This window comes from Pseudomonas sp. FBF18, assembly GCF_024261405.1.
In the GTDB taxonomy this organism is placed as follows: Bacteria; Pseudomonadota; Gammaproteobacteria; order Pseudomonadales; family Pseudomonadaceae; genus Aquipseudomonas; species Aquipseudomonas palmensis.
In genome coordinates this window covers 42,832-66,898 of the sequence record NZ_QKRS01000006.1, presented here as the reverse complement: position 1 = coordinate 66,898, position 24,067 = coordinate 42,832, and the positions used below count along the sequence as shown (strand labels likewise).

19 protein-coding genes are annotated in these 24,067 nt (G+C 66.0%); 4 read left to right on the top strand and 15 right to left on the bottom strand.

Going from position 1 to position 24,067, the window contains the following annotated elements; genetic code table 11:
* Positions 1 to 76 precede the first annotated feature (76 nt).
* Complete coding sequence (gene adk, locus DN387_RS11550) at positions 77 to 727, bottom strand: adenylate kinase (RefSeq protein ID WP_043863224.1); 651 nt, start codon at positions 725 to 727, stop codon at positions 77 to 79.
* Positions 728 to 994: 267 nt separating this feature from the next.
* Complete coding sequence (ppc, locus tag DN387_RS11545; protein WP_043863223.1) at positions 995 to 3,622, bottom strand: phosphoenolpyruvate carboxylase; 2,628 nt, start codon at positions 3,620 to 3,622, stop codon at positions 995 to 997.
* 144 nt (positions 3,623 to 3,766) lie between these two features.
* On the opposite strand from ppc, the gene DN387_RS11540 reads away from it, so the two are divergent.
* From DN387_RS11540 to DN387_RS11525, 4 genes are all read left to right on the top strand, one after another.
* Positions 3,767 to 4,111: a hypothetical protein gene (locus DN387_RS11540; protein ID WP_043863222.1), complete on the top strand. Its 345-nt coding sequence runs from the start codon at positions 3,767 to 3,769 to the stop codon at positions 4,109 to 4,111.
* A gap of 373 nt (positions 4,112 to 4,484) precedes the next feature.
* The gene (locus DN387_RS11535; protein WP_043863221.1) at positions 4,485 to 4,898 is read left to right on the top strand and encodes a DUF4398 domain-containing protein; all 414 of its coding nucleotides are present in this window, start codon (positions 4,485 to 4,487) and stop codon (positions 4,896 to 4,898) included.
* A gap of 52 nt (positions 4,899 to 4,950) precedes the next feature.
* The gene (locus tag DN387_RS11530; RefSeq protein ID WP_043863220.1) at positions 4,951 to 5,739 is read left to right on the top strand and encodes an OmpA family protein; all 789 of its coding nucleotides are present in this window, start codon (positions 4,951 to 4,953) and stop codon (positions 5,737 to 5,739) included.
* Between the two features lie 138 nt (positions 5,740 to 5,877).
* On the top strand, positions 5,878 to 10,458 hold the full coding sequence (locus DN387_RS11525; RefSeq protein ID WP_054915012.1) for an NEL-type E3 ubiquitin ligase domain-containing protein: 4,581 nt from the start codon (positions 5,878 to 5,880) through the stop codon (positions 10,456 to 10,458).
* Positions 10,459 to 10,506: 48 nt separating this feature from the next.
* On the opposite strand, the gene DN387_RS11520 is transcribed toward DN387_RS11525, so the two are convergent.
* The 13 genes from DN387_RS11520 to DN387_RS11460 all read right to left on the bottom strand — a co-directional run bounded on the left by DN387_RS11520 (position 10,507) and on the right by DN387_RS11460 (position 24,066).
* Complete coding sequence (locus DN387_RS11520; RefSeq protein WP_043863218.1) at positions 10,507 to 10,836, bottom strand: hypothetical protein; 330 nt, start codon at positions 10,834 to 10,836, stop codon at positions 10,507 to 10,509.
* On the bottom strand, positions 10,833 to 11,750 hold the full coding sequence (locus tag DN387_RS11515; protein ID WP_043863217.1) for an alpha/beta hydrolase: 918 nt from the start codon (positions 11,748 to 11,750) through the stop codon (positions 10,833 to 10,835). The genes DN387_RS11520 and DN387_RS11515 overlap by 4 nt, the downstream gene beginning before the upstream one ends.
* Positions 11,722 to 12,999 (bottom strand): flavohemoglobin expression-modulating QEGLA motif protein, encoded by a 1,278-nt coding sequence (locus DN387_RS11510; protein ID WP_054915013.1) that lies wholly within the window; start codon positions 12,997 to 12,999, stop codon positions 11,722 to 11,724. The genes DN387_RS11515 and DN387_RS11510 overlap by 29 nt, the downstream gene beginning before the upstream one ends.
* Positions 13,000 to 13,023: 24 nt before the next feature.
* The gene (locus DN387_RS11505) at positions 13,024 to 13,569 is read right to left on the bottom strand and encodes a hypothetical protein (protein WP_043863215.1); all 546 of its coding nucleotides are present in this window, start codon (positions 13,567 to 13,569) and stop codon (positions 13,024 to 13,026) included.
* 27 nt (positions 13,570 to 13,596) lie between these two features.
* Positions 13,597 to 14,301 carry a TetR/AcrR family transcriptional regulator gene (locus tag DN387_RS11500; protein WP_254506076.1) on the bottom strand — a complete coding sequence of 235 codons (705 nt, stop codon included), beginning with the start codon at positions 14,299 to 14,301 and terminating at the stop codon, positions 13,597 to 13,599.
* A 100-nt stretch (positions 14,302 to 14,401) separates the two neighbouring features.
* A complete protein-coding gene (gene lysS, locus DN387_RS11495) occupies positions 14,402 to 15,904 on the bottom strand; it encodes a lysine--tRNA ligase (RefSeq protein WP_043863213.1) in 1,503 nt (500 codons plus the stop codon).
* Positions 15,905 to 15,975: 71 nt separating this feature from the next.
* Positions 15,976 to 17,071, bottom strand: a protein-coding gene (prfB, locus tag DN387_RS11490; RefSeq protein ID WP_100633065.1) for a peptide chain release factor 2 whose coding sequence is annotated in 2 segments (ribosomal slippage) — positions 15,976 to 16,998 and positions 17,000 to 17,071 — 1,095 coding nt in all. Because the reading frame shifts where the segments join, the coding sequence is not laid out codon by codon here.
* A 177-nt stretch (positions 17,072 to 17,248) separates the two neighbouring features.
* Positions 17,249 to 18,253: a PleD family two-component system response regulator gene (locus tag DN387_RS11485; protein WP_054915014.1), complete on the bottom strand. Its 1,005-nt coding sequence runs from the start codon at positions 18,251 to 18,253 to the stop codon at positions 17,249 to 17,251.
* A gap of 48 nt (positions 18,254 to 18,301) precedes the next feature.
* Positions 18,302 to 19,315, bottom strand: a complete 1,014-nt coding sequence (locus DN387_RS11480) for a chemotaxis response regulator protein-glutamate methylesterase (RefSeq protein WP_043863210.1) — start codon at positions 19,313 to 19,315, stop codon at positions 18,302 to 18,304.
* Positions 19,312 to 21,627: a hybrid sensor histidine kinase/response regulator gene (locus tag DN387_RS11475; protein WP_054915015.1), complete on the bottom strand. Its 2,316-nt coding sequence runs from the start codon at positions 21,625 to 21,627 to the stop codon at positions 19,312 to 19,314. Before DN387_RS11475 ends, DN387_RS11480 begins: the two co-directional genes overlap by 4 nt.
* Complete coding sequence (locus DN387_RS11470) at positions 21,624 to 22,292, bottom strand: chemotaxis protein CheW (protein ID WP_054915016.1); 669 nt, start codon at positions 22,290 to 22,292, stop codon at positions 21,624 to 21,626. The genes DN387_RS11475 and DN387_RS11470 overlap by 4 nt, the downstream gene beginning before the upstream one ends.
* Complete coding sequence (locus DN387_RS11465; RefSeq protein WP_054915017.1) at positions 22,289 to 23,554, bottom strand: CheR family methyltransferase; 1,266 nt, start codon at positions 23,552 to 23,554, stop codon at positions 22,289 to 22,291. Before DN387_RS11465 ends, DN387_RS11470 begins: the two co-directional genes overlap by 4 nt.
* Positions 23,551 to 24,066: a chemotaxis protein CheW gene (locus tag DN387_RS11460; RefSeq protein ID WP_054915018.1), complete on the bottom strand. Its 516-nt coding sequence runs from the start codon at positions 24,064 to 24,066 to the stop codon at positions 23,551 to 23,553. The genes DN387_RS11465 and DN387_RS11460 overlap by 4 nt, the downstream gene beginning before the upstream one ends.
* Position 24,067: the final 1 nt, after the last annotated feature.

The window sequence follows — 24,067 nt, the reverse complement described above, 5'->3', positions numbered from 1 at the left end:
GGGGCAAGAAAAAAGAACGGCATTATAAACAACAACGGCCCGCAAGCGGGCCGTTGTGTGCACATCCGAGCGGTGATCAGCTCAGAGCGGCCAGCACCTTGGCGGTGATGGCATCGACCGAGCCCACGCCTTCGATGTGGCTGTACTTGGGCTTGCCACCGTTGGCAGCCGACAGCTTCTGGTAGAAGTCCACCAGCGGCTTGGTCTGCTCGTGGTAGACCGACAGGCGATGACGCACGGTTTCTTCGGTGTCGTCCTTGCGCTGGATCAGCGGCTCGCCGGTCTCGTCGTCCTTGCCTTCAACCTTCGGCGGGTTGTAGACCACGTGGTACACGCGACCCGAACCTTCGTGCACGCGGCGGCCGGCGATACGCTGGACGATCTCTTCGTCGGCAACGGCGATCTCGACCACGGCATCCAGCTCGACGCCGGCGCTCACCAGGGCTTCAGCCTGGGGAATGGTGCGCGGGAAACCGTCGAACAGGAAACCCTTGGCGCAGTCGGCCTGAGCGATGCGGTCCTTGACCAGGTTGATGATCAGCTCGTCGGACACCAGCTTGCCGGCGTCCATGATCGCCTTGGCTTCCAGACCCAGCGGGGTGCCGGCCTTGACCGCGGCACGCAGCATGTCGCCGGTGGAAATCTGGGGAATACCGAACTTCTCGGTGATGAACTTTGCCTGAGTACCTTTACCGGCCCCGGGAGCTCCCAGCAGAATTACGCGCATCTTGTGCTCCTCAATTTTTTATAAGCAAATCAATGGATTCGCCACTCAGGGCCAATCCCAAGAATCGGGTGATGACCGCAAATCGGTCAAAAGGCTGCTCAAGATACACAGCGCACCCGGACCACACAAGCGGTCGAAAGTCGGAAAAAAATACTGCGTGAGGCCCGTTCGTGCCCGGGTTGCGCCCGGCGCAACCGGGGGCGAAACCGCTTCGCCCGGGTGCTCGGGGCGCGCGCCGGGCACTGGCGCGCCACCCCTGCCCCGCCCTCAACCGGTGTTGCGCAGACCTGCCGCAATACCCGCCACAGTCACCAGCAGCGCCTGTTCCAAGGGGCTGTCCAGAGCGGCTTCGCGTGCGCGCGAGCGTGCCAGCAGCTCGGCCTGCAATAGATGCAGCGGGTCCAGATAGGTGTTGCGCAGACGGATGAATTCGAGGGTGTCAGGGCTGTGCGCCAGTAGCACCGGCTGCCCCGTGAGACCCAGCACCACCTGGCACGCCTGCGACAATAGGTCGCGCAGATGGGCACCCAAAGGTCGCAGTTGCGGTTGCACCAGACGTTCGTCGTAGAAGCGCGCGATGTCGGCGTCGGCCTTGGCCAGCACCATCTCGAGCATGTCGATGCGGGTGCGGAAGAACGGCCACTGTTCGCGCATCTCGGCCAGCAGTTCGCCCTGGCCACGGGCCAGCGCATTGTTCAGCGCCGCCTCCCAGCCCAGCCAGGCGGGCAGCATCAGGCGCGTCTGGGTCCAGCCGAAGATCCACGGGATCGCCCGCAGGCTCTCGATGCCGCCCGCGCGCCGCTTGGCCGGGCGACTGCCCAGTGGCAGGCGGCCGAGTTCCTGTTCCGGGGTGGACTGACGGAAGTACTCGACGAACTCGGGGTTGTCGCGCACCACGCCACGGTAGGCCTTCACGCCGTCGGCGGCCAGCTGGTCCATCAGTTCGCGCCAGGCCGGTTGCGGCGGCGGTGGCGGCAGCAGGGTCGCCTCCAGCACCGCAGCCAGGTACAGGTTGAGGTTCTGCTCGGCGATGTCCGGCAGGCCGAACTTGAAGCGGATCATCTCGCCCTGCTCGGTGGTACGGAAGCGCCCCGCCACCGAGCCCGGCGGCTGCGACAGGATCGCCGCATGCGCCGGGCCGCCACCACGCCCCACGGTGCCGCCGCGACCGTGGAACAGCAGCAGTTCGACCTGTTCTTCACGGCAGATGCGCACCAGGGTTTCCTGGGCACGATACTGCGCCCAGGCCGCCGCGGTGGTGCCGGCATCCTTGGCCGAATCGGAATAGCCGATCATCACCTCCTGCGGCCCGTGCAGGCTGGCGCGATAGCCCGGCAGGCCGAGCAGGCGTTCCATCACCGGGCCGGCGTTGTCCAGGTCGGCCAGGGTTTCGAACAGCGGCACCACGCGCATCGGCCGGCGCACGCCGGCTTCCTTGAGCAGCAGTTGCACGGCCAGCACGTCGGAAGCGGCGCCGGCCATCGAGATCACGTAGGAGCCCAGCGAGGCGGCAGGTGCGGCGGCCACCTCGCGGCAGGTGGCGAGCACCTCGGCGGTATCGGCCTGGGGCTTGAAGTCGCCAGGCAGCAGCGGCCGGCGGTTGCTCAGCTCCTGCTGCAGGAAACGGATACGCGCGTCTTCATCCCAGTCGGCGTAGCGCCCCAGGCCCAGGTACTCGGTGATCTCGCTGAGTGCGTCGGCGTGCCGGGCGGCGTCCTGGCGCACGTCCAGGCGCACCAGAAACAGCCCGAAGGTAACGGCCCTGCGCAGGCAGTCGAGCAGCGGGCCATCGGCGATCACGCCCATGCCGCACGCGTGCAGCGATTCGAAGCACAGCAGCAGCGGCTCGAACAGGTCGCGGTTGTCGTGCAGTACCTCGGCGGGGGCCGGCTGCGGGCTGGCCAGCGAGCTCTGGGCCCAGGCCCGCGTCACCCGCAGGCGATCACGCAGTTGCTTGAGCAGGGTGCGGTAAGGCTCGGCCGAATCACCGACCTTGGCGCGCAACGCCTCGCTGGCCTGCTGCATCGAAAGTTCGGCGGCCAACGAATCGATGTCACGCAAAAACAGGTCGGCGGCCATCCAGCGCGCCAGCAGCAGTACTTCGCGGGTGACCTTGGCAGTGACATTGGGGTTGCCGTCACGGTCGCCGCCCATCCACGAGGCGAAGCGGATCGGCGCAGCCTCCAGCGGCAGGCGCAGGCCGGTGGCCTCGTGCAGCGCCTTGTCGGCCTTGCGCAGGTGATGCGGGATGGCGTGCCAGAGCGAGTGCTCGATCACCGCGAAGCCCCATTTGGCTTCGTCCACCGGGGTCGGCCGGGTACGGCGGATCTCTTCGGTGTGCCAGGCCTCGGCGATCAGCCGTTGCAGACGCTGGCGCACCTGGTCGCGTTCGGCGGGGGTCAGGTCGCGGTGGTCCTGGGCGGCCAGTTGCGCGGCGATGGCATCGTACTTCTGGATCAGCGTACGGCGCGCGACTTCGGTCGGGTGGGCGGTCAGCACCAGTTCGATGCTGAGCTTGCCCAACTGGCGAGCCAGGGCGTCGTCGCTGTGCCCGGCGGCCTTGAGCCGGGCCAGCAGCTCGGGCAGCACGCGCGACTCGAACGGCGCGGGCTGGTCGGCATCACGACGGCGAATCAGCTGGTACTGCTCGGCGATGTTGGCCAGGTTGAGGAACTGGTTGAAGGCCCGCGCCACCGGCAGCAGTTCGTCTTCGGCAAGATCGTTCAGGGTCGAACTCAGCTGCTCTGCACTGCCGCTGCGGTCGGCCTTGGCGCTGCGACGTATGTCTTCGATCTTCTGCAGAAAGGCTTCGCCGTACTGCTCGCGCACGGTGTCGCCCAACAACTCGCCCAACAGGTGAACATCTTCTCGCAAGCGCACATCGATATCGGTCATCAGCCTTGCCTCCGCATCCTGGGAAAACAGCTCTGGGTCCAGAGTGCCCCGTCGAGGTTGGGCTTTCAAGCCGGGTGGGCGATGCAACCAAACTATGTGCGGTGGCGATGCTCTAACGAACACATCCACCTGTGGGAGGCCACCATGAAGATCCGTGATTTAGCCGAGCATTGGGAACACAGCGCCAAGGGCCCGTTGAGCGCCACCGGCCACGTCCTGCACCTGGACGTCGAAGCGGCGGCGCGCCTGGCGGCGCTGAGCGAAATGTACCCCAAGCGCCGGCCCGAAGAGTTGCTGGGCGAATTGCTCGGCGCGGCGCTGGAGGAGCTTGAGGCGAGCTTTCCGTATGTGAAGGGCCAGCAGGTGATCGCCACCGACGAGGAAGACAATCCGCTCTACGAAGACGTCGGCCCCACCCCTCGGTTTCTGGCGTTGTCACGCCGTTACCTGCGCGACATGAGTGAGCGCAAGGACGGGCCGGCGCACTAGTGATCCGCTGGCCGACTGCGGGCTGCGCTGTGGAGCGCCACAGCCCGCAGGCCTCTGCAACGGGCCGTGCAGCCGCCTCGAGAACCCCGCATTCAAGGCCCTTTGATGGCCCGAACCACAAACCCCGTCTATACCCATACAGGCACGCGTACTACGCACGCGCTGCAAAGTTCCCCCGAAAACCTACTGACCGATCAGTCAGATAAAAACACGATAAGGCGAGACTTTTTTCTGAACTATTCAAAAAACGCTTCGGTCACAGCCAATAGCCATTACGGCAAAACCCCTAAGCTACGGGCATATCGTGTTCCCCAGGCTGACGGGCCATGCCGATGGATTGTTACGGAATTCGTTGTTCATCAGGAGTGATCCAATGGAGTTGACCACCATGAAGACCCGCACCGAAAAAACCTCCTTCACCCAACTGCGCGGGCTCAAGCTGGCTGCGCTGGCATTGGGCAGCAGCCTGGTTCTGGCCGGCTGCGCAGGCAATCCGCCAACCGAGCAGTACGCCGTAACGCAGTCAGCGGTGAACTCCGCCGTCAGCGCGGGCGGTACCGAGTTCGCGGCGGTGGAAATGAAGGCGGCTCAGGACAAGCTCAAACAAGCTGAAATCGCCATGCATGACAAGAAGTACGACGAGGCCAAGCGCCTGGCCGAACAGGCCGAATGGGACGCTCGCGTCGCCGAGCGCAAAGCCCAGGCGGCCAAGGCCGAAAAAGCGGTGCAGGACGCCAACCAGGGCGTGCAGGACCTGCGTGAGGAAGGCATGCGCAGCGTGCAGTAAGCCGCTCGCCTCACCGACCCATGCATTCGTAATCGATAAAGGATGACCCACTATGCGTAAACACGTGATGATCCCCGCCCTTCTGGCCTTGAGCGTTGGTCTGGCTGCCTGCTCCACGCCGCCTAACCCGAACCTGGAATCCGCCCGCACCAACTTCTCCGCCCTGCAGAGCAACCCGCAGGCGAGCAAGGTCGCGGCGCTGGAAACCAAGGACGCGCAAGACTGGCTGAACAAGGCCGACCAGGCCTACATGAACAAGGAAGACGAGAAGAAAGTCGACCAGCTCGCCTACCTGACCAACCAGCGCGTGGAAGTGGCCAAGCAGACCATCGCCCTGCGTGACGCCGAGAACAACCTGAAAAGTGCTGCCGCCAAACGCGCCCAGGCCCGCCTGGATGCCCGTGATGCGCAAATCAAGCAGTTGCAGAACAGCCTCAACGCCAAGCAGACCGAACGCGGCACCCTGGTGACCTTCGGCGACGTGCTGTTCGACTTCGACAAGGCCAACCTGAAAAGCAGCGCCCTGCCGAACATCACCACCCTGGCGCAGTTCCTCCAGGAAAACCCTGACCGCAAGGTGATCGTCGAGGGCTACACCGACAGCAAGGGCTCTGCCAGCTACAACCAGTCGCTGTCCGAGCGTCGCGCCAACGCGGTTCGCACCGCACTGGTACGTGCCGGCGTAGACCCATCGCGCATCGTGGCCCAGGGCTACGGCAAGGAGTTCCCGGTGGCTGACAACTCCAGCAACTCGGGCCGTGCGCAGAACCGTCGCGTGGAGGTCACCATCTCCAACGACAACCAGCCGGTAGCGCCACGCTCGGTAAGCAAAGCCTACTGACAGGCTGAGCAACCCGCAGAATCCCGCCTGTTACAGGGCGGGATTTTTTTTGCCTGCCCCTTGCGCAAATAACTACCACCGCCACCTGCCGGGCCTCTGGATCAATGCCACATTCCCCCTCCACCAGGACTGTGCACCATGCCCACTTCCAACACCGACGCGCAGGTGCGTCAATTCGATACCCTGTTCTCGCCGCTTGAAACCCAGGAGCAACCGGCCTGGCTGCAGCAGGCCAGCCCCGAGCAACGACGCCAGCTGCACCAGTACCAGGTACTGGGTCGACTGGCCCGACGGCGGGCAACGCAGGCATTCGCGCAGGTTCAGAGCCTGTACACCTACAACCTTCTGGACCTGTCTGCGAAGGACTTCGCCACCGTCACCGCACAGGTGTTCCATCGCGTGCAGCAGCGCAGGAGCCTGGACGAGGTCTACCTGACCTACCTGCAGGCCATGCTCCAGCGCCGTACGCTGCTTGACGCCAAGCAGGATGCGTACCTGGCGACCCTGCGCGAGGAATACAGCATCGCGCACATCCGGGGCCACCTGGGCAGACAAGGCAGGCCGTTGCTCGAGTGGATCATCGGCGCCTATCCGGACGGTTCGGCGGAGTTCCCACAACAGGGCCCGTACTTCGGCCCGGATGTAACGGTGTGCGCATCGCTCAGGCTGTTCGACGACCTGCTGGTGCCCGGCATCCTTCTGCTCGGCCCGCCGGTGGACGATGCCCCGTGCGTCGCGTACATGCCGGGCCACCCGCAGCACCCGCTGAAGCAGTACCCCTCGCGCACGCACTTCTTTGCCAGCCTGCGCGGCGCGCTGGCGAGCACCGCCTTCCAGCAGTACTTTCTGCGCTTCATCCCCCTGCGTCACCAGCAGCGGGTGGTGAGCAGCTGGCAGGCCAGCGACGCGATGCTGGACCTGCCGATGGACACCAGCGCCCTGGACCAGGGGCTGCGCTGGTTCGTGCAGAAGCACATGATCGAGCGCCTGCTCGACGATGCCCGCCTGCTGATCCCGACCACACCGCAGCAGGCCGACAGCCTGAACACCCTGTGCACCCCGTTCGCCAGCGCCCTCGAAGCGCATCTGCTGATCGGCGCCGGCGCGGGCCTGTGCTGCACCGAGGAAGACGAAGGCCAGGCACCTTCGCAGTGGGTCACACCGCTGCGTGTGATCAAGCCGGCACCCGCCGACTATCGGCGCTGGCTACCCGACCTGAGCAGTTACCGCCTTGACGCCGCCAGCTCCCCGACCGGGCAACCGGATGCCATGGGGCTCTACACCCAGGGCGCGCACAAGGCGATCATGATCAACCAGGCGTTCTACCGGGTGGAGCAGGCCCCCGAGGGCCACTGGCAGATACGCCACCCCACCGACAAGGATGCCTACTGCCCGCCTCTGTACCACAACGGTGCCGGAGCCTGGCACCATCGCCACGAGCAGCCCCAGCGCTGGGAACGCCTGTCGCTGCTGCGTCGCATGGGGCCGCTCGCGGCCGGCTTCGACGATGCGCGCCTGCTGGAGCTGGGTCGCGTCAGCGGGGCTGACAATTCAAGCCTGCGCCAGATGTACCTGCGCGACCGACCCGCGCCCGCGCTGCTGGCGCATGTGCTGCAGCGGGCACGCATTCAGGACCAGGTAGCGCGCAGCATGGCCCTGATCGCCCAGGGGCTGGCGGTACCCGAAATCGATGATGTGCCCCAGCTGCAGGCCTTCTACCAGGCCGTGGCCGTCTATCTGGGCAAGGAACCGGCATCGAGGCGAACCCGTCGCAGCGGCGATTCGACCCCTACCCCCGGCGACACCGCCACCCCCTGCACCACTGGCTGCAACCCGCCGCCGGCCGACCTGTACGATGCCTGGTCACCTCGGCTCAATCGGGCGATCGCCTTGCACCGCTTCGAACTGGCACAACTGGATACCGATCATGCGGTGCTGGAGCTCCAGCAACGCTATCCGAACCTGCCACTGAGTGTCGCGCAACGACTGCTGGACGAAAACCGCCAGCGCATCTATGCCCCGCTGCAGGCGACCCCGCCGCTGCCCCTGCCTCTGGACGTGGCCGAGCAGGCGCGTGCCCTCGACCATGACGCGCGCCTGAGCAATGCCCTGGAGGGCTTTACCCAGCCGGCCTCGATCAACCAGGACACCTTCATCCTGGCCGTGCGCCTGCTCGAACACCTGGACCACTGGCCGGCCGGTACCGCGCTGCTGCTGCGCAGCGGCGCACGGTTCGGCACCCCGCTTGCAGCGCTGGGCCAGACCGATGTCGATACCACCTCGGTGTACCTGGATGAAGACGAGGGCTGGCACGCGATCAGCGCGACCCAGGTGCTGCTGGCCCAGGACACCAGCGAGTTCGGGTTCTACCGCGCATTGCTGCATGCACTGGGCGAGTCGCGCAGCGCCCGCCTGGGCTTCGGACTCAACGAGCCGCAGCGCCTGCACCAGCGCCTGATGGAAATGGCGCTGGCGCGCCCCACCCGCGCCCGCCTGCTGCTGGGCCTGCCGGTGCAAAGAAGCTGGTTGACCACCACCGCCAATGCCCCGACCCAACGCAGCCCCAGTCGTGGCGAGCAGAACATGTTCAATCGCGAACCACTGCATACCCGCCTCGAACGCCTGATCAGCCACCATCGGCTGCCCATTGCGCGCCGCTACGTCAATGCCTACATCGCCCACCTGCTCAGCCAGAACCAGCCCATCGGCGCGCACGTGACGCAGCTGGAACAGGAGCGCCTGCAACTCGATGGCAGCCTGGACCGGTGGGTCGAGCAAAGTGCCGATGCCACTGCCCACGCCGAGCGCACAGAGGTGGCGCAGCAGCTGGTGCGGGCCTGGGAATGTCGCATTCTGCGCCGGCGGGACGAGGTTCGCATCGACAGCCAGCAGGCGTTGCCACCGTTGTCGGTGACGTTGCCGGCAGTGGTGGCGCTGAGGGTCCTGGATACACCGCGCATCGACGGCCTGGCAGCCTTCGTGCAGCACTTTCCGAACCTGCACAGGCTGGAACTGGTCAATCTGCCCCTGACCGAGCTGCCGCAAGGTCTGGAGAACCTGCACCGGCTCAGCCACCTGAACCTGTCGCGTACCCGGCTGACCCCGACCCGCCTGGCCGAACTGGGAACCTTGGGCGGCTTGCAGACCCTGATCCTGAACGACATCGACGTGCCCGACTTCAGCTGGACGGCCCAGCACATGACCCGTCTGCTGACCCGCGACTCGCTGCGCATTCTGACCCTGCAGGGCTCGAGCGCGCGCTTCGAACAGGGCGTTTTCGCCGCACTGCAGCAGGCAACGCACCTGCACACCCTGAACCTGGCACAGAACCTCATCAGCTTGAGCGAACAGGACATCATCGATCTGGGTGGCCTGCAGCGCCTGGTCAGCCTCGACCTGTCCGCCAACCCGCTTTCACGCATGCCGGACGTGACCCGCATGCAGGCCCTGGAAGAGCTCGACCTGTCGTACCTGGCCTCGCCCGTCGACCAGTGGCCCACGGGCCTTGAGCGACTGCCCCGGGTGCACAGCGCCGACCTGCGTGGGCTGGCCATTGCCAGCGTGCCCGAAGGGGCCGGCCTTGTACGCGGCCTGCGCATGGCATACGAGTACCTGCCCGAATCACAGCGCCAGCGGTTCGAGGACGACATGATCGCCACAGGCAACACGCTGCAGGACTCCGATGCATCCAGCGCCGGGAGCTCCGACTCGCAGGGCTCCACCGACGTCGAACCGGCCTCGGTGCGCCACGCCACGGCACTGCGCGACGCACCGCGCCTGTTCGAAGGCATGTCCGCTGACGATCAGGCACGGGCCCGGCAATTGCTCGAAGACAACGGCTCGGCGGTGATCGAGTTCTTCGCCTTGCTGCTGCGCCAGGACCGTCTGCACGCCTTGCCGCCAAGGCACACGGCAATGCGCACGCGAATCCAGGCATTGATCCGGGGTGCTTTCGGCCAGGACCTGCGCAGAACCCTGTATGAGGTGGCGCTCGAGGCGGTGAGTTGCATTGACCGCGATGCAGTGGTGTTCTCGCAACTGGAAAACCTGCTGCACGCCGACCTGGCGCTGGCGAGCGTGGGCGATGCGGCAGCCGAGGGCGAACTGATCGACATGGCGATCAGCCATTGGCGCGCACTGCGCCTGCGCGAGCATGTCAGCGCCAACCTGCCGGGCTGGCGCCGCCTGGGGCACCAGATCGACTACAGCGAAATCGAACTGCACTTCAGGATCGCGTTGACCACGCGCCTGGGGCTGCGCGACCAGCCGGCCACCCAGGCCTTCACCGGTTACACCCGCTGGGTTACCCCGGCAATGCTCGATGAAGCCTGCGAGGCCGTGTTGCGCTCCCAGATGAGCCAGTTGCCCGACTACCTCTATGGGCAGGCCTACTGGCAGCGCTACCTGGATTTTGCCGCGTCACCGCAACTGGAGCAGGTCAACCGCTGGCGGGATCGAATCAGCGAATACCTGGACGCCGTCAGCAACGAAGAACTGCCGCCACCCTTGAGCGAGGATGAACAGGCGCGCCTGCGCGACATCCTGCACCTGAGTGGTCGGCTGGGCCTGCATGAAGCGCTGCCGGACATGCTGTCGCTCAACAGCAGCGAATACCGCGCGGCCTACCAGGCCTTGATGAAACGGGTCGAACAGGCCCGCATGGAACTGACCAGGACCATTCTGCGCGAGCCGCGCCCGGGCCCTTCGTCACGTAGCTGACTCGTGCCCGGTACGCCGCAGGCGTTCACGCGGCGTACCGGGAACCGCTTACTGCTGGACCTGCTGGGGCGTCTCCTGCCCCATGCAGCGCACCGCCTGCTTGCGGTTGTCTACCAGCACGCCGGTCAGGCCCTTCTGTTCGGTGTCGAACAGCACCAGCACGCCATCGATGCATTGCGCCACCTGCGCCGCCGGCTTGAGCGAGATCTTGTAGTCCTCCCCCGGCACCGTCTTGAGCATGGTGTAGTCGGCCAGCAACAGTGCATCCTGGGGCTTGGCGAAATGCAGGTAGCCGTAGTACCAGAGCACGCCCACCGTACCGATGATGCTGCAGATACCGGTAATGATCAGCGGGATGGCGTTGCGTTCTTCACTCATTGCGACTTCTCGTCAGGGTAATTGGGGACTTCGGCCAAGCGCCGCAGCCCGTTGAAATGCTCGGGATCATCCAGAAAGCGCAGCATCACCTGGCGCCAGGTCTTGTCGGCGAAGGTCTGCACATGCCCGCCACGGGTCAGTTGCAGAACCCGCGGTGGCGGCGCGGCGCGGTACAGCGCCAGGCCGTTGGCCAACGGCACGATCGGGTCGTCGATGCTGTGGAAGAACAGCTTGGGCGGCGAGCTCAGCTGGTCGATCGACCCGATGGCGCTGTCGCCATCGGGTACCAGCCACGACAACGGCACCTGGAACGGCCAGGTCAGCCAGGAAGTGCTCAGGGCAAACTGGCCCACCTTGCGGTAGCTGGCCGGCACCCCGTCGAACACCAGGGCCTTGAAGCGCTGGCGCTGCTCGGGATGCTGCGCCAGGTAGTGAATGCCCATCGCCCCGCCCAGGCTCTGCCCCAGCAGCACCAGCGGCTTGCCCTGCACTTCGGGAGCCTGCTGCAACCAGTCCAGCGCCGCGGCGATGTCCTGGTACACCGCCGGCAGGGTCGGTTCGCCCTGGGACACCCCGTACCCCCGGTAGTCCACCAGCAGCACCTGGTAGCCCTGCTCGGGCAGCCACCAGCTGGCGCCCAGATGCCAGGCCAGGTTGCCGCCATTGCCATGCAGGTGCAGTACCGTGCCCTTGACCGGCACCCCGGCCTTGGCCGGCAACCACCAGCCGTGCAGGCGCGTGCCGTCCTCGGTAGTCAGGCTCACGTCGCGGTAGGCCAGCCCAGCCTTCTCGGGCGTGAACGGCAGGCCACGCTCGGGGTAGAACAACAGCGAACTGCAGCCGGCCAGGCTCAGCAGCGCGGCCAGCAGGCCGACCCGCCAGTGCTCAGAGAATGTTCGAATAATCGGCTTCAATCCGGTCCAGGCTCAGGTGGTTGAGGAAGTTGGAAAAACACATCCAGGCCGACAGCGCGTTCAGGTCGCGGAACTGCTCGGGCAGGTACTTGGGTGGCTCCACCAGGCCTTCATCGACCAGTTGGCGCAGGGTGCGCATGTCTTCCAGGGTGGTCTTGCCGCAGAACAGCAACGGAATCTGCTCCAGCTTGCCCTTGCGCACGGCCAACTGAATGTAGTTGTAAACCATGATGAAGCCCTTGAGGTAGGACAAGTCCTTGGTGAATGGCAGGCCATTGGGCACCGAGCCGCGGAACACGCGGCTGGCATTGCCATAGCTTTCGGCCATTTCAAACCCCTGGGCACGGAAGAACTCGTACACCTGCATGAAGTCCGCCCCCTCCTCGACCATGTGGATGGCGCGGGTGCGGTTGGTGAGCTTGCGCAGGCGGCTGGGGTAGGAGGCAAAGGCGATCACTTCCATCAGGATCGCCAGGCCTTCCTGGGTCACCGTCGACGAGGGCGGGCCCTTGGCCAGGAAGGTGCAGATCGGCTGGTTGAGGCCGTTGAGCGTGGTGCCCACGTGCACCAGCCCTTCATGCACCTCCAGCGCGCGCACGTCGCGGCTGTTGAACATCGCGTCGCTGCGGATCTTGATATAGTCGGCGCCCGCCGCCGCGTCGGCGACGATACCGTCGGACTCGAACACGCGGATGGTTTCCTCGGCCTCGCCGAACACCTTGTTCAGGCGGCCCTGGAGCAGCTCCACGGCCTGCTTGGCGGTGAGGTCCTTGGGTTCGTCCTTGAGGTCGCCGCGCCCGTCGATGTTGTTCAGGTAGTCCGAGAGCATCAGGCCCAGGTCGGCCAGGGTCGGGTCGCCGGCATGGAAGGCGTCGGAGGCGGCGCCGTAAAGCTCCTGGGAAATCAGGCCGAAGTCTTCGGTGCCGCGCGCCTCGAGCATGCGCACCACCATGCGGTATTCCTTGCACATGCGCCGCATGATCTGCCCGACCGGGTTGAACTGGCCGAGCTGGCGGGTGATGTCGCGCTCGATGTTCTGGAACTCGAGCTTCACCGCGCTGGAGTCGAACGACAAGGGCCTGCTCTGATAGTAGGCGCGGTCCACGGCCGGCATTTCCCGGCCCTTGGCCTTGAGGAAACCCTGGCGAATGCTGTCGTCCCATTTCACCGCATCGAGTACGCGAATGGGGGTTTGCGCCAGGACAATGCGATCAGACAGGGTGCGTATCGTCTGCTGGTACTCGTCCACCCGAAACTCCTTGTGTTGGCCAGCCTACTTGCCGGCCCGCTGAAAACGTGCGACTTCGATGAACAGGTCGGAGTTGGCCGGGTCGTCCAGGTAGGCCAGCACCCGCGCCGCCGGGCTGTCGATGAGCACGCCCTGGCCGTTCTCCTCCGGTATCTCGATGGCGCGACCGCTCAGTTCCTTGTTCTTCAGGGCCTGGTTGATCTGCTCGACATCCAGGTTGTAGATCACCAGTTGCTTGTTGTCGATCACCTCGAACCCGCCGATCAGGAAGTTGCCCCCCAGACGCTTGGGCACGCCGGCCGAGAGGTACCAGCGGTTGCCATGGCGGGCCACGGTGAAGGCGTAGGTTTCAGGCTTCTTGCCCTTGGCGGTGGCCACCGCCTTGTAGGCGTTGTCGCCCCTGCGGCTGATCTGCAACGTCAGCGGCTCGCCCCAGGCGTCCTTGCTGGTCCATTTGCCGAGCAGGGCCTTGGGCGCCGGCTGGTTGGTCGGGATCGGCTCGTTGAACGTCACCAGGCAACCACTCAACAGCACAAACGACAGGGCCAACAGCACACGCCAGGCTTTCATCCGATACTCCTTGAATTAGGTAGAGCCTCAGGCCGATGCCAGCACCAGATGCAGGTATCGGGTAAGGATAGCGAGCATCTGCGCTTCGGCCTGGGGTTGTGCAGCAACGAGCAGGCCCTGATATTCCATCTGCTCGATGATGGCCGTCAACACTATGGCATCTTGCTGTGGCTGGCGCGAACCCACCACCTGCAACAGCTGGCAGGTGCCGCGCAGCAGGATCTGCGCATGCAGGCGCACCAGTTCGGCCAGCCGCGGGCACAGCAGCGCTTCCTGGCGAAACGCCTGCTCGGCCATCAGGAAGTCGCGGCGGTTGTGCAACTGGCGCTGCACGTACTCGGCGCCCATCTTCGCCACTTCGTCGGCCAGCTGCGCGCGGGCGCCGGGGCTGCCGTCGCCCTTGGCAATCAGCTGGCGCAACAGCACCTCGGTGTTTTCCCACAGCTTGGCCATGTAGGCCGCGCTGCGTTCGACATACTGGGCGAAGGTGTCGGTGAGCAGGTCTTCGATGTCCTTGAAATAATAGGTGGTGGCCGACAGCGGCACACCGGCCTCGGCGGCCACCGCACGGTGGCGCACGCCGCGCACGCCATCGCGCACGATGATGCGCATGGCCGCGTCGAGGATCTGCTGACGGCGCTGCTCGCTGCCCTGGCGGCTGGCCTTGCGCCCCTGGTACTGAACACTTTCGGCTACCGCTGTGGCCACGCCAGCAGCACCTTGTTGAGCCATTGCAGTCGTCACTGGGGTCTACCTCGTTGAATGCTGACTGATCGATCAGCTTGTCGCAGACATGAAAAAGCCGCCCCTAGAGGCGGCTTGTTCAAGACACTCAGGCCTGCGGGCGCATGTGCGGGAACAGGATCACGTCGCGGATCGACGGCGAGTTGGTCAGCAGCATCACCAGGCGGTCGATACCGATGCCCTCACCGGCAGTGGGCGGCATGCCGTACTCCAGGGCGCGCACGAAGTCGGCATCGTAGTGCATGGCCTCATCGTCGCCGGCGTCCTTGTCGGCCACCTGGGCCATGAAGCGCTCGGCCTGGTCCTCGGCATCGTTGAGCTCGGAGTAGGCGTTGGCGATCTCGCGGCCGCCGATGAACAGTTCGAAGCGGTCGGTGACGTTCGGGTTCTGGTCATTGCGACGGGCCAGCGGCGACACTTCGAACGGGTACTGGGTGATGAAGTGCGGCTGCTCCAGCTTGTGCTCGACCAGCTCTTCGAAAATCATCACCTGCAGCTTGCCCAGGCCTTCGAAGCCCAGCACCTTGGCGCCGGCCTGCTTGGCGATGGCACGGGCCTTGTCGATGTCGTTGAGGTCGTCGGCGGTCAGCTCGGGGTTGTACTTGAGGATCGAGTCGAACACCGACAGGCGCACGAACGGCTCGCCGAAGTGGAACACCTTGTCGCCGTACGGCACGTCGGTGCTGCCCAGCACCAGCTGCGCCAGCTCGCGGAACAGCTCTTCGGTGAGGTCCATGTTGTCTTCGTAGTCGGCGTAGGCCTGGTAGAACTCGAGCATGGTGAACTCGGGGTTGTGCCGGGTCGAGACGCCTTCGTTACGGAAGTTGCGGTTGATCTCGAAGACCTTCTCGAAACCACCGACCACCAGACGCTTGAGGTACAGCTCCGGCGCGATGCGCAGGAACATCGGCATGTCCAGCGCGTTGTGGTGGGTTTCGAACGGCTTGGCCGCAGCGCCACCGGGGATGGTCTGCAGCATCGGCGTTTCCACTTCCAGGAAGTCGCGCTGGATGAGGAAGTTGCGAATATGGTTGATGACCTGCGAGCGCACACGGAAGGTGTGGCGGGTTTCCTCGTTGACCATCAGGTCGACGTAGCGCTGGCGATAGCGCTGCTCGGTGTCGGTCAGGCCGTGGTGCTTGTCCGGCAGCGGGCGCAGCGACTTGGTCAGCAGGCGCACGTTGGTCATCTCGACGTACAGGTCGCCCTTGCCCGAACGAGCCAGGGTGCCTTCGGCGCTGATGATGTCGCCCAGGTCCCAGGTCTTGACCGCTGCCAGGGTTTCCTCGGGCAGGGTCTTGCGGTTGACGTAGACCTGGATGCGCCCGGTCATGTCCTGGATCACCATGAACGAGCCACGGTTGAGCATGATGCGACCGGCAACCTTGACCGGGATCGCTGCAGCTTCCAGCTCTTCCTTGGTCTTGTCGACATACTGTTTCTGCAGGTCGTTGCAGTAGCTGTCACGGCGGAAGTCGTTGGGGAAGGCGTTGCCCTTGGCGCGCTCTGCGGCAAGCTTTTCCTTGCGCAGGGCAATCAGGGTGTTTTCTTCCTGTTGCAGGTCTTGCGGGTCGAGTTTGAGGTCGCTCATGTGGTCACATTTTCCATCAGGGGTTCATTGCCCCCGCCCGCAGGCGAGGGTCTTGTAGCGGGTCGCGAAACTTACAGCCCCTGCTTGAGGCTGGCTTCCAGGTACTCGTCGATATCGCCGTCGAGCACCTTGTCGCAGTCGCTGCGTTCGACGTTGGTGCGCAGATCCTTGATCCGCGAGGCGTCGAGCACGTACGAACGGATCTGGTGACCCCAGCCGATGTCCGACTTGCTGTCTTCCAGGGCCTGCGACGCAGCGTTGCGCTTCTGCATCTCCAGCTCGTACAACTTGGCCCGCAGCATCTTCATGGCGGTGTCCTTGTTGGCGTGCTGGGAACGTTCGTTCTGGCAGCTGACCACGGTGTTGGTCGGCACGTGGGTGATACGCACCGCCGAGTCGGTGGTGTTCACGTGCTGGCCGCCGGCACCCGAGGAGCGGTAGGTGTCGATACGCAGGTCGGACGGGTTGATCTCGATTTCGACCTTGTCGTCGATCTCGGGGGACACGAACACCGCCGAGAACGAAGTATGGCGGCGTGCGCCGGAGTCGAACGGGCTCTTGCGCACCAGACGGTGCACACCGATCTCGGTGCGCAGCCAGCCAAAGGCGTACTCGCCCTTGATGTGCACGGTGGCGCCCTTGATGCCGGCCACGTCGCCTTCGGACAGTTCCATGATGGTGGCGTCGAAACCACGCTTGGACGCCCAGCGCAGGTACATGCGCAGCAGGATGTTGGCCCAGTCCTGGGCCTCGGTGCCGCCGGAACCGGCCTGGATGTCCAGGTAGGCGTTGTTCATGTCCATCTCGCCGCTGAACATGCGACGGAATTCGAGCTGGGCCAGGGAGTCTTCCAGGCCCTGGAGCACTTCGACGACGTCATTGACGGCGCCTTCGTCGTTCTCCTCGACAGCCATGTCGAGCAGCTCGCGGGCGTCGACCAGGCCGCCGGACAGTTCGTCCAGGGTGTCGACGATCTGCGCCAGCATGGCGCGTTCGCGGCCCAGTTCCTGGGCGTACTCGGGCTTGTTCCAGACGTTCGGGTCTTCGAGCTCGCGGTTGACTTCGATCAGGCGGTCATGCTTGTGATCGTAGTCAAAGATACCCCCGAATGGATTCGGAGCGCTCGGTCAGGTCCTTGATGGTGTTCAGGATCGGTTGGATTTCCATGGGCGGGCAGCTCTCGTGCGTATTCTGTGAAAAGCCGGAGAGTATAAACGAGTCTGCAGGTGCGCGGCAGCCCGTCGGGCGGCCTTTGGAGAAGCCGGCGCCTGATCGCGGATCAGCCGCCCCCACAAGGGCAGCACGATGCCCGTGGGAGCGGGCTTGACCCGCGATGGCGGTCTGTCAGGCCACCCCGACCTGGTTGCGCCCGCCATTCTTGGCCTGGTACAGGCCCTTGTCCGCCGCCGAGATCAACTGTCGGCAATGGCTGCCGACTGCCGGCGTGTGGGTGGCCAGGCCGATGCTGATGGTCAGCACGCTGCCCGCCTGCGGCATGTTGTGCGAGATGGCCAGGCCCACCACGGTCTGGCGCAGCTTCTCGGCCACCAGCCGCGCCCCGCCCGGCGAAGTGTTGGGCAGCACCAGGGCGAATTCCTCGCCACCGTAGCGTGCCGGCAGGTCGCTGGGGCGGCTGCACGAGGCACGAATCGCCTCGGCCACCTGGCGCAGCGCCTCGTCCCCGGCCAGGTGGCCGAACGAGTCGTTGAAGGCCTTGAAATAGTCGACGTCGATCACCAGCAACGACAGCTGCGACTGGTCACGCATGGCTCGGCGCCATTCCAGTTCCAGGTACTCGTCGAAATGCCGGCGGTTGGACAGCCCCGTCAGGCCGTCGGAGTTCATCAGCCGTTGCAGCACCAGGTTGGTGTCCAGCAACTGCTGCTGGCTGACCCGCAGCGCCCGGTAGGCTTCGTCACGCTGCAGCAGGGTGAGGTAGGAGCGCGAGTGGTACAGGATGCGCGCGACCAGCTCGATGTTGTCGGGCAGCTTGACCAGGTAGTCGTTGGCCCCGGCGGCGAACGCGGCGCTCTTGACCAGCGCGTCTTCCTTGGACGACAGCACGATGATCGGGATGTCCTGGGTGGCCGGGTTGCTGCGGTACTCGCGCACCAGGCTCAGGCCATCGAGGCCGGGCATGACCAGGTCCTGCAGGATCACCGTGGGCTTGATCCGGATCGCCTGCGCGACGGCCTGATGCGGGTCGGCGCAGAAGTGGAAGTCGATGTTGGCCTCGTTGGCCAGGCCGCGACGCACGGCTTCGCCGATCATCGCCTGGTCGTCGACCAGCAGCACCATCGCCGAGTTTTCATTGGTGGTCGGGAACCCCACGAGCGGTAGATCATTCATGCGCGCCCTGCTCCCTGGCGAACGACCGGTTTGGTTCATTACACATCGTCATTTCGAAAAAATCTCCATCAGGCGCGGCGCAATGCGCTCCAGCGCACGTATCTCGACGGCGGCATCGATGGCCGCAGCCGCCTTGGGCATGCCGTAGACCGCACTGCTCTGCTGGTCCTGGGCGATGGTCAGAAAGCCCTGCTCGCGCATCAGCTTGAGCCCCTGTGCGCCATCGCGGCCCATGCCGGTCAGCAGTACGCCCACCGCATCGCCCTGCCAGAAGCGCGCCACGCTCTCGAAGAACACATCGATCGAAGGGCGGTAGATCGCGTTGACCGGTTCGGCGGTGTAGGCCAGGGTGCCGTCCTTCAACAGACGGATATGGTGGTTGGTGCCGGCCAGCAGCACCTGCCCGGGCTGGGGTGCTTCGCCCTCGCGGGCCAGGCGTACCGGCAGGCCGGAGGCGCTGCTCAGCCACTCGGCCATGCCGGCGGCGAACACCTGGTCGACGTGCTGAACCAGCACGATGGCCGCGTTGAAATCCTGCTCCAGGCTCTTGAGCAGCACCTCAAGCGCCGCCGGGCCACCGGCCGAGGAACCGATCGCCACCAGGCGCTGGCGTTGTGCGCCCTGGCGCTGCGGTGCTGCCACTGCCCGCACACGGTTGCTGCCGTGCTGGCCGATCAGCCAACTGATATTGAGGATCTTGCGCAACAGCGGCGCGGCCGCCTCACGCGGGTTGCCGGCGCCTACCGCCGGGGTGTCGACCACGTCCAGGGCGCCGTGGCCCATGGCCTCGAACACGCGGTGCACGTTCTGCTGGCGGTCGACCGTGACGATGACGATGGCGCAAGGGGTCCGGGCCATGATCTGGCGCGTGGCCTCCACACCGTCCATGACCGGCATGATCAGGTCCATCAGGATCAGGTCCGGGGTGTGCTCGGCGCAGCGCTGCACCGCCTCGGCGCCATTGCCGGCCACCCAGATCACCTCGTGCTGCGGCTCGAACGCCAATGCCCGGCGCAGGGCTTCCACGGCCAGGGGCATGTCGTTGACGATGGCGATCTTCATCCCTGGGCTCCCCCGATAAGCTCCACCACGGCTTCCAGCAAGGCATCATCATGAAAACTGGCCTTGGCCAAATAGTAGTCGGCCCCGGCGTCCAGTCCACGACGACGATCTTCCTCGCGGTCCTTGTACGACACCACCATCACCGGCAACGACTGCAACCGGCTGTCGCGGCGCAGCAGGGTGACCAGTTCGATGCCGTCCATGCGCGGCATGTCGATGTCGGTGATCAGCAGGTCGAAATCCTCGCTGCGCAAGGCGTTCCAGCCGTCCATGCCGTCCACCGCGACGGCCACTTCGTAACCGCGGTTGGTCAGCAGCTTGCGCTGCAACTCGCGCACGGTCAACGAGTCATCCACCACCAGCACGCGCTTGCGCGTCGCTTCGCGGGCGGCGCGCTGGCCGCGCTCGATACGTTCCAGGCGGCCGGTGCTGAGCAGCTTCTCGACCGAGCGCAGCAGGTCCTCGACGTCCACGATCAGCACCACCGAGCCGTCATCGAGCAGGGCCCCGGCCGAGATGTCCTGCACCTTGCCCAGCCGCGCGTCCAGCGGCATCACCACCAGCACGCGCTCGCCGATCAGACGCTCGACGGCCACGCCATACAGGGTGTCGCGCTCACGGATGACCACCACCTTGATGGCCTGTTCCACCGCCTGGCTGGGCGGCCGGTTGAGCAACTGGGAGGCGGCCACCAGGCCGATGTGCCGGCCTTCATGCCAGAAATGCTGGCGCCCCTCGATCTGAACGATGGCCTCGGCGGGCAGGTCCAGGGTGCGTTCGATATGCGCCAGCGGGAAGGCGTAGGCCTCGCCCCCCACCTCGACCACCAGGCTGCGCACCACCGACAGGGTCAGCGGCACCTCCAGGTGAAAGCGGCTGCCCTGCCCGCTGTGCTGGCTGAGGTCGATGAAGCCGCGCAACTGGCGCACGCTGTGCTGCACCGCATCGAGCCCCACGCCGCGCCCGGAAACCTCGGTGACCTTGTCGCGCAGGCTGAACCCCGGCAGGAACAGGAACGTCAGCAGTTCGGCTTCGCTCATCTGCGCCACGGTGTCGGCCGGCGACAACTGGCGCTCGACGATGCTGTGGCGCAGGCGTTGCAGGTCGACGCCGCCACCGTCATCGCTCAGTTCCAGTACCAGCAGGCCGGCCTGGTGCGAGGCGCGCAGGCGGATCAGGCCCTCGGCCGGCTTGCCTGCCAGCAGGCGTTGCTCGGGCAGTTCGATACCGTGGTCCACGGCGTTGCGCAGAAGGTGGGTGAGCGGCGCCTCGAGTTTTTCCAGCACGTCACGGTCGACCTGGGTCTTTTCGCCCTCGATCTCCAGACGCACCTGCTTGCCCAGCGACCGCCCCAGGTCGCGAACCATGCGGCTCTGCCCGTTGAGCACGTCGGCGAACGGGCGCATGCGGCAGGCCAGCGCGGTGTCGTACAGCAGTTGCGCGCGCTGGCTGGCCTGCCAGCCGAACTCGTCCAGGTCGGCGGCCTGCTGCTGCAGCATCTCGCGGGTTTCGCCGAGCAGGCGCTGGGCCTGCGCCAGCGCTTCCTGCACCTCCGGTCGCTGGCCGCCGGTGTCCAGCTCGGCCTTGAGCGTATCGAGGGCGCGAATGCTCTGGCCGTGCATGCGCTTGAGGCGCTGCAGGGTGGCCAGGTAGGGCTTCAGGCGCTGGGTTTCGACCAGCGACTTGCTGGACAGGTCGAGCAGGCTGTTCAGGCGCTCGGCCGTGACCCGCAGCACCCGCTCGCCGCCTTCGCTGCGCTTGCCCGGCGCAAGGGCCACGGGCTCGGCAGGCGCCTCCGGTTGCGCGAGCGCCTCAGGCTCGGGCGCCGGGGGCACCGGCTGCGGCGCAGCCGGTGCGGGTTCAGGATTCTGCGTCGGCTCGGGCGCGTCGCCGGTTGCCGGCCCCGTCGCCATCAGCGCACTGGCCGGATCGAGCAGCACGGCCATCTGCACCACGAAGGCCTGAACCGCCGCCTCGGTGGCCGCACCGCCCAGGGTGGCGATGCGCATCAGCAGGTCGGTGCCCTGCAGCAGCGCATCGATGTGCTCGGGGCGCAGGCGCAGGCGGCCTTCCTGGGCCTCGACCAGGCAGTCTTCCATCACGTGGGCAACGCTGACCCCGGCGTCGATCCCCACGATGCGCGCCGCGCCCTTGAGCGAGTGGGCGGCGCGCATGCAGGCCTCGAGCTGGTCACCCTGGGTAGGGTTGCGTTCCAGGGCCAGCAGGCCGGCGCTGAGCACCTGGGTCTGCGCCTCGGCCTCCAGGCTGAACAGCTCGAGCAGCGAAGCGTCGCGCATTTGCTCTGGGGTCATGACAGGCTCCGGTTCACGGCAGACAACAGCTGTTCTTCATCCAGCACCCGCACGCTGCGACCGCGCCACTGCAATACCGCTTCGGTGAAGCGTGCATCGGTGGCGGTGTCGCTGGCCGGCTGCCCGGGGTCGAGGGCATGGATACCGTCCACTTCGTCCACCGGCAGCACCACGGCGCCGCCGCTGGCACCCAGGATCAGCATGCGCGGCATGACCCGCGCCGACACCGCCACCGGGCTGCCGGGCTCGAGCCCCAGCAGGTCGCCCAGCGACAGGCACGGCACCAGCGCACCGCGCACATTGGCCACCCCCTGCAGCACCCGCGAGCGCTGGTGCGGCAAGGAGTGCACCGGCTGCAGCGGCGCCACCTCGACCAGGCAGCGGGTCGCCAGGGCCAGCCATTCCTCGCCCAGGCGAAACAGCAACAGCGAGCGCCCGACACTCACCGGTGCCTGCACATGCATCTGCGCATGGGCGTCCTGGGCCAGCGCATAGCGGTCCAGCAGGCGCGTGGCCGCTGCCGCGTACACCTGGCAGTTGCGACAGTGAATATGCTCGGCCAGCAACGGGCAGCTCTTGTCGCCGTGCACACCGATACGGTTCCAGCAATCGTCGATGGCCTCGACCGTGGCGGCCATCACGCCCAGCTCTGCCTGGCCGCTCATCGTTCAGGCTCCCGCTCGCTGCGCTCTCGGCGCGCCGCACGCTCCTGCAGGCGCCGGGCGCCCACCTCATCGCCCTGGGACGCCAGCAGCGCCGCCAGGTGCGCCAGGGCCTCGGGGTGCTGGGGTTGCAGGTACAGCACCTTGCGGTAGTGGCTCACGGCCTGGGCCGCATCGCCGGCGGTATCGCTGAGCAGGCCCAGCCAGTAATACACCTGCGCATCCGGTGCATGCTGCTGCAGGTAGCGTTCGCAGGCCGCGCGTGCCTCGTCGCTGCGGCCCTCGTTGGCCAGCGTGGCGATCTGCGCTAGCAGCTGTTCGGCGCCGGGCTTGCCGGCGGCTGGGGGCGCAACCCGGGCAGGCTGCGGTGCCGGGGCTGGCGCACGGCGCGCCAACGGCGCAGGCGCCCGCCGTGGACTGGGTGCAGGCATCGGGGGCGGTGGCGAAAGCACTGGGGGCGGCTCCTGCGGGATATGCCGTACATAGGCGAACGACTGCGCGATACCCAGCGGGCGCATGCCCATGCGTGCCAGCAGGCTGCCTTCGGCCGGGCCGATGAACAGTACGCCGTCTTCATGGGTGAGGCTTTTCAGTACGTCGAACACCCGTTGCTGGGTGGGTACATCGAAATAGATCAGCAGGTTGCGGCAGAAGACGAAGTCGTAGCTGCCCCTGCGGGTGCGCAGCGCCGGGTCGAGCACGTTGCCCACCTGCAGGTCGACCTGCTGGCGAACCCGCTCGTCGAGGCGATGGCCCTGCTCCACCTCGCTGAAGTGGCGCTGGCGGAAGGCGATGTCACTGCCGCGAAAGGAGTTGCGGCCATACACCGCCTGTTCGGCGCGGGCGATCGAGTTGGGGCTGATGTCGATGCCGTCGACGCGAAACCCGGGGCCGGCAATACCGGCATCGAGCAGGGCCATGGCAATCGAATAGGGCTCTTCACCGGTCGAACACGGCAGGCTGAGCACCCGCAGCGGCCGGGTGCCATTGAGCTCGGCCAGGCGCCTGAGGGCAAGCCCGGCCAACGCGCTGAACGACTCGGGATAACGGAAGAACCAGGTTTCAGGCACGATCACCGCTTCGATCAGCGCCTGCTGCTCCGGGGTCGACTGCTGCAGGCGCACCCAGTAGTCGTCCAGGTCGCGGGCCTGCAGGGCAGCACAGCGCTGGCGCAGGGCCCGCTCGACCATCGGCGCGCCAACCGAGGCGACATCCAGGCCGATACGCTCCTGCAAAAACCGAAAGAACCGCTGCTCGTCGCTCATGGCTGCACCTCCACGGGCGGGTACAGCAAGGCGCGGGCCTGGTCGGTCAGCAGGTCCTGTACGCTGATGCGTTGCATCAGGCCCTGGGCATCTTCGCGCACCGGCCCCAGGTAGGGGGCCTGCTGGTTGTCGACGCCATAGGGGCGAAACTCGTCGGGGTGGCAACGCAGGGTGTCGCTGGCCTGCTGCAGGATCAGGCCCAGCAACTGCGGCTCGGCCTGCGCCTGGCCCCGGTAGTGCACCAGCACCAGCCGGGTGCTGGTACGCAGCGGCGCCGGGGTGCCGAACCCCAGGTCGCCCACGTCGATCACCGGTACCAGCGCACCGCGATGCGCCAGCACCCCCGCCACCCAGCGCGGGGTGTGGGCGATGGGCTTGAGTGGCAGGCGCGGCAGCACCTCCACTACCTCATGGGTGTCCAGGGCAAAGCGCTGCTCGCCGATACGAAATACCAGGAACAGGCGCCCTGGCGTAGGCACCGAAGTGTCGCGGCGTGACTGAAGGTCGCTCATC

What these genes read in the sequence shown, in the direction of transcription:
- DN387_RS11485 (WP_054915014.1), bottom strand. Translation starts at nt 18,253, where the DNA reads ATGAATGATCTACCGCTCGTGGGGTTCCCGACCACCAATGAAAACTCG.
- DN387_RS11535 (WP_043863221.1), top strand. Translation starts at nt 4,485, where the DNA reads ATGGAGTTGACCACCATGAAGACCCGCACCGAAAAAACCTCCTTCACC.
- DN387_RS11525 (WP_054915012.1), top strand. Translation starts at nt 5,878, where the DNA reads ATGCCCACTTCCAACACCGACGCGCAGGTGCGTCAATTCGATACCCTG.
- adk (WP_043863224.1), bottom strand. Translation starts at nt 727, where the DNA reads ATGCGCGTAATTCTGCTGGGAGCTCCCGGGGCCGGTAAAGGTACTCAG.
- DN387_RS11505 (WP_043863215.1), bottom strand. Translation starts at nt 13,569, where the DNA reads ATGAAAGCCTGGCGTGTGCTGTTGGCCCTGTCGTTTGTGCTGTTGAGT.
- DN387_RS11475 (WP_054915015.1), bottom strand. Translation starts at nt 21,627, where the DNA reads ATGACCCCAGAGCAAATGCGCGACGCTTCGCTGCTCGAGCTGTTCAGC.
- ppc (WP_043863223.1), bottom strand. Translation starts at nt 3,622, where the DNA reads ATGACCGATATCGATGTGCGCTTGCGAGAAGATGTTCACCTGTTGGGC.
- DN387_RS11480 (WP_043863210.1), bottom strand. Translation starts at nt 19,315, where the DNA reads ATGAAGATCGCCATCGTCAACGACATGCCCCTGGCCGTGGAAGCCCTG.
- DN387_RS11465 (WP_054915017.1), bottom strand. Translation starts at nt 23,554, where the DNA reads ATGAGCGACGAGCAGCGGTTCTTTCGGTTTTTGCAGGAGCGTATCGGC.
- lysS (WP_043863213.1), bottom strand. Translation starts at nt 15,904, where the DNA reads ATGAGCGACCTCAAACTCGACCCGCAAGACCTGCAACAGGAAGAAAAC.
- DN387_RS11540 (WP_043863222.1), top strand. Translation starts at nt 3,767, where the DNA reads ATGAAGATCCGTGATTTAGCCGAGCATTGGGAACACAGCGCCAAGGGC.
- DN387_RS11530 (WP_043863220.1), top strand. Translation starts at nt 4,951, where the DNA reads ATGCGTAAACACGTGATGATCCCCGCCCTTCTGGCCTTGAGCGTTGGT.
- DN387_RS11460 (WP_054915018.1), bottom strand. Translation starts at nt 24,066, where the DNA reads ATGAGCGACCTTCAGTCACGCCGCGACACTTCGGTGCCTACGCCAGGG.
- DN387_RS11520 (WP_043863218.1), bottom strand. Translation starts at nt 10,836, where the DNA reads ATGAGTGAAGAACGCAACGCCATCCCGCTGATCATTACCGGTATCTGC.
- DN387_RS11500 (WP_254506076.1), bottom strand. Translation starts at nt 14,301, where the DNA reads ATGGCTCAACAAGGTGCTGCTGGCGTGGCCACAGCGGTAGCCGAAAGT.
- DN387_RS11470 (WP_054915016.1), bottom strand. Translation starts at nt 22,292, where the DNA reads ATGAGCGGCCAGGCAGAGCTGGGCGTGATGGCCGCCACGGTCGAGGCC.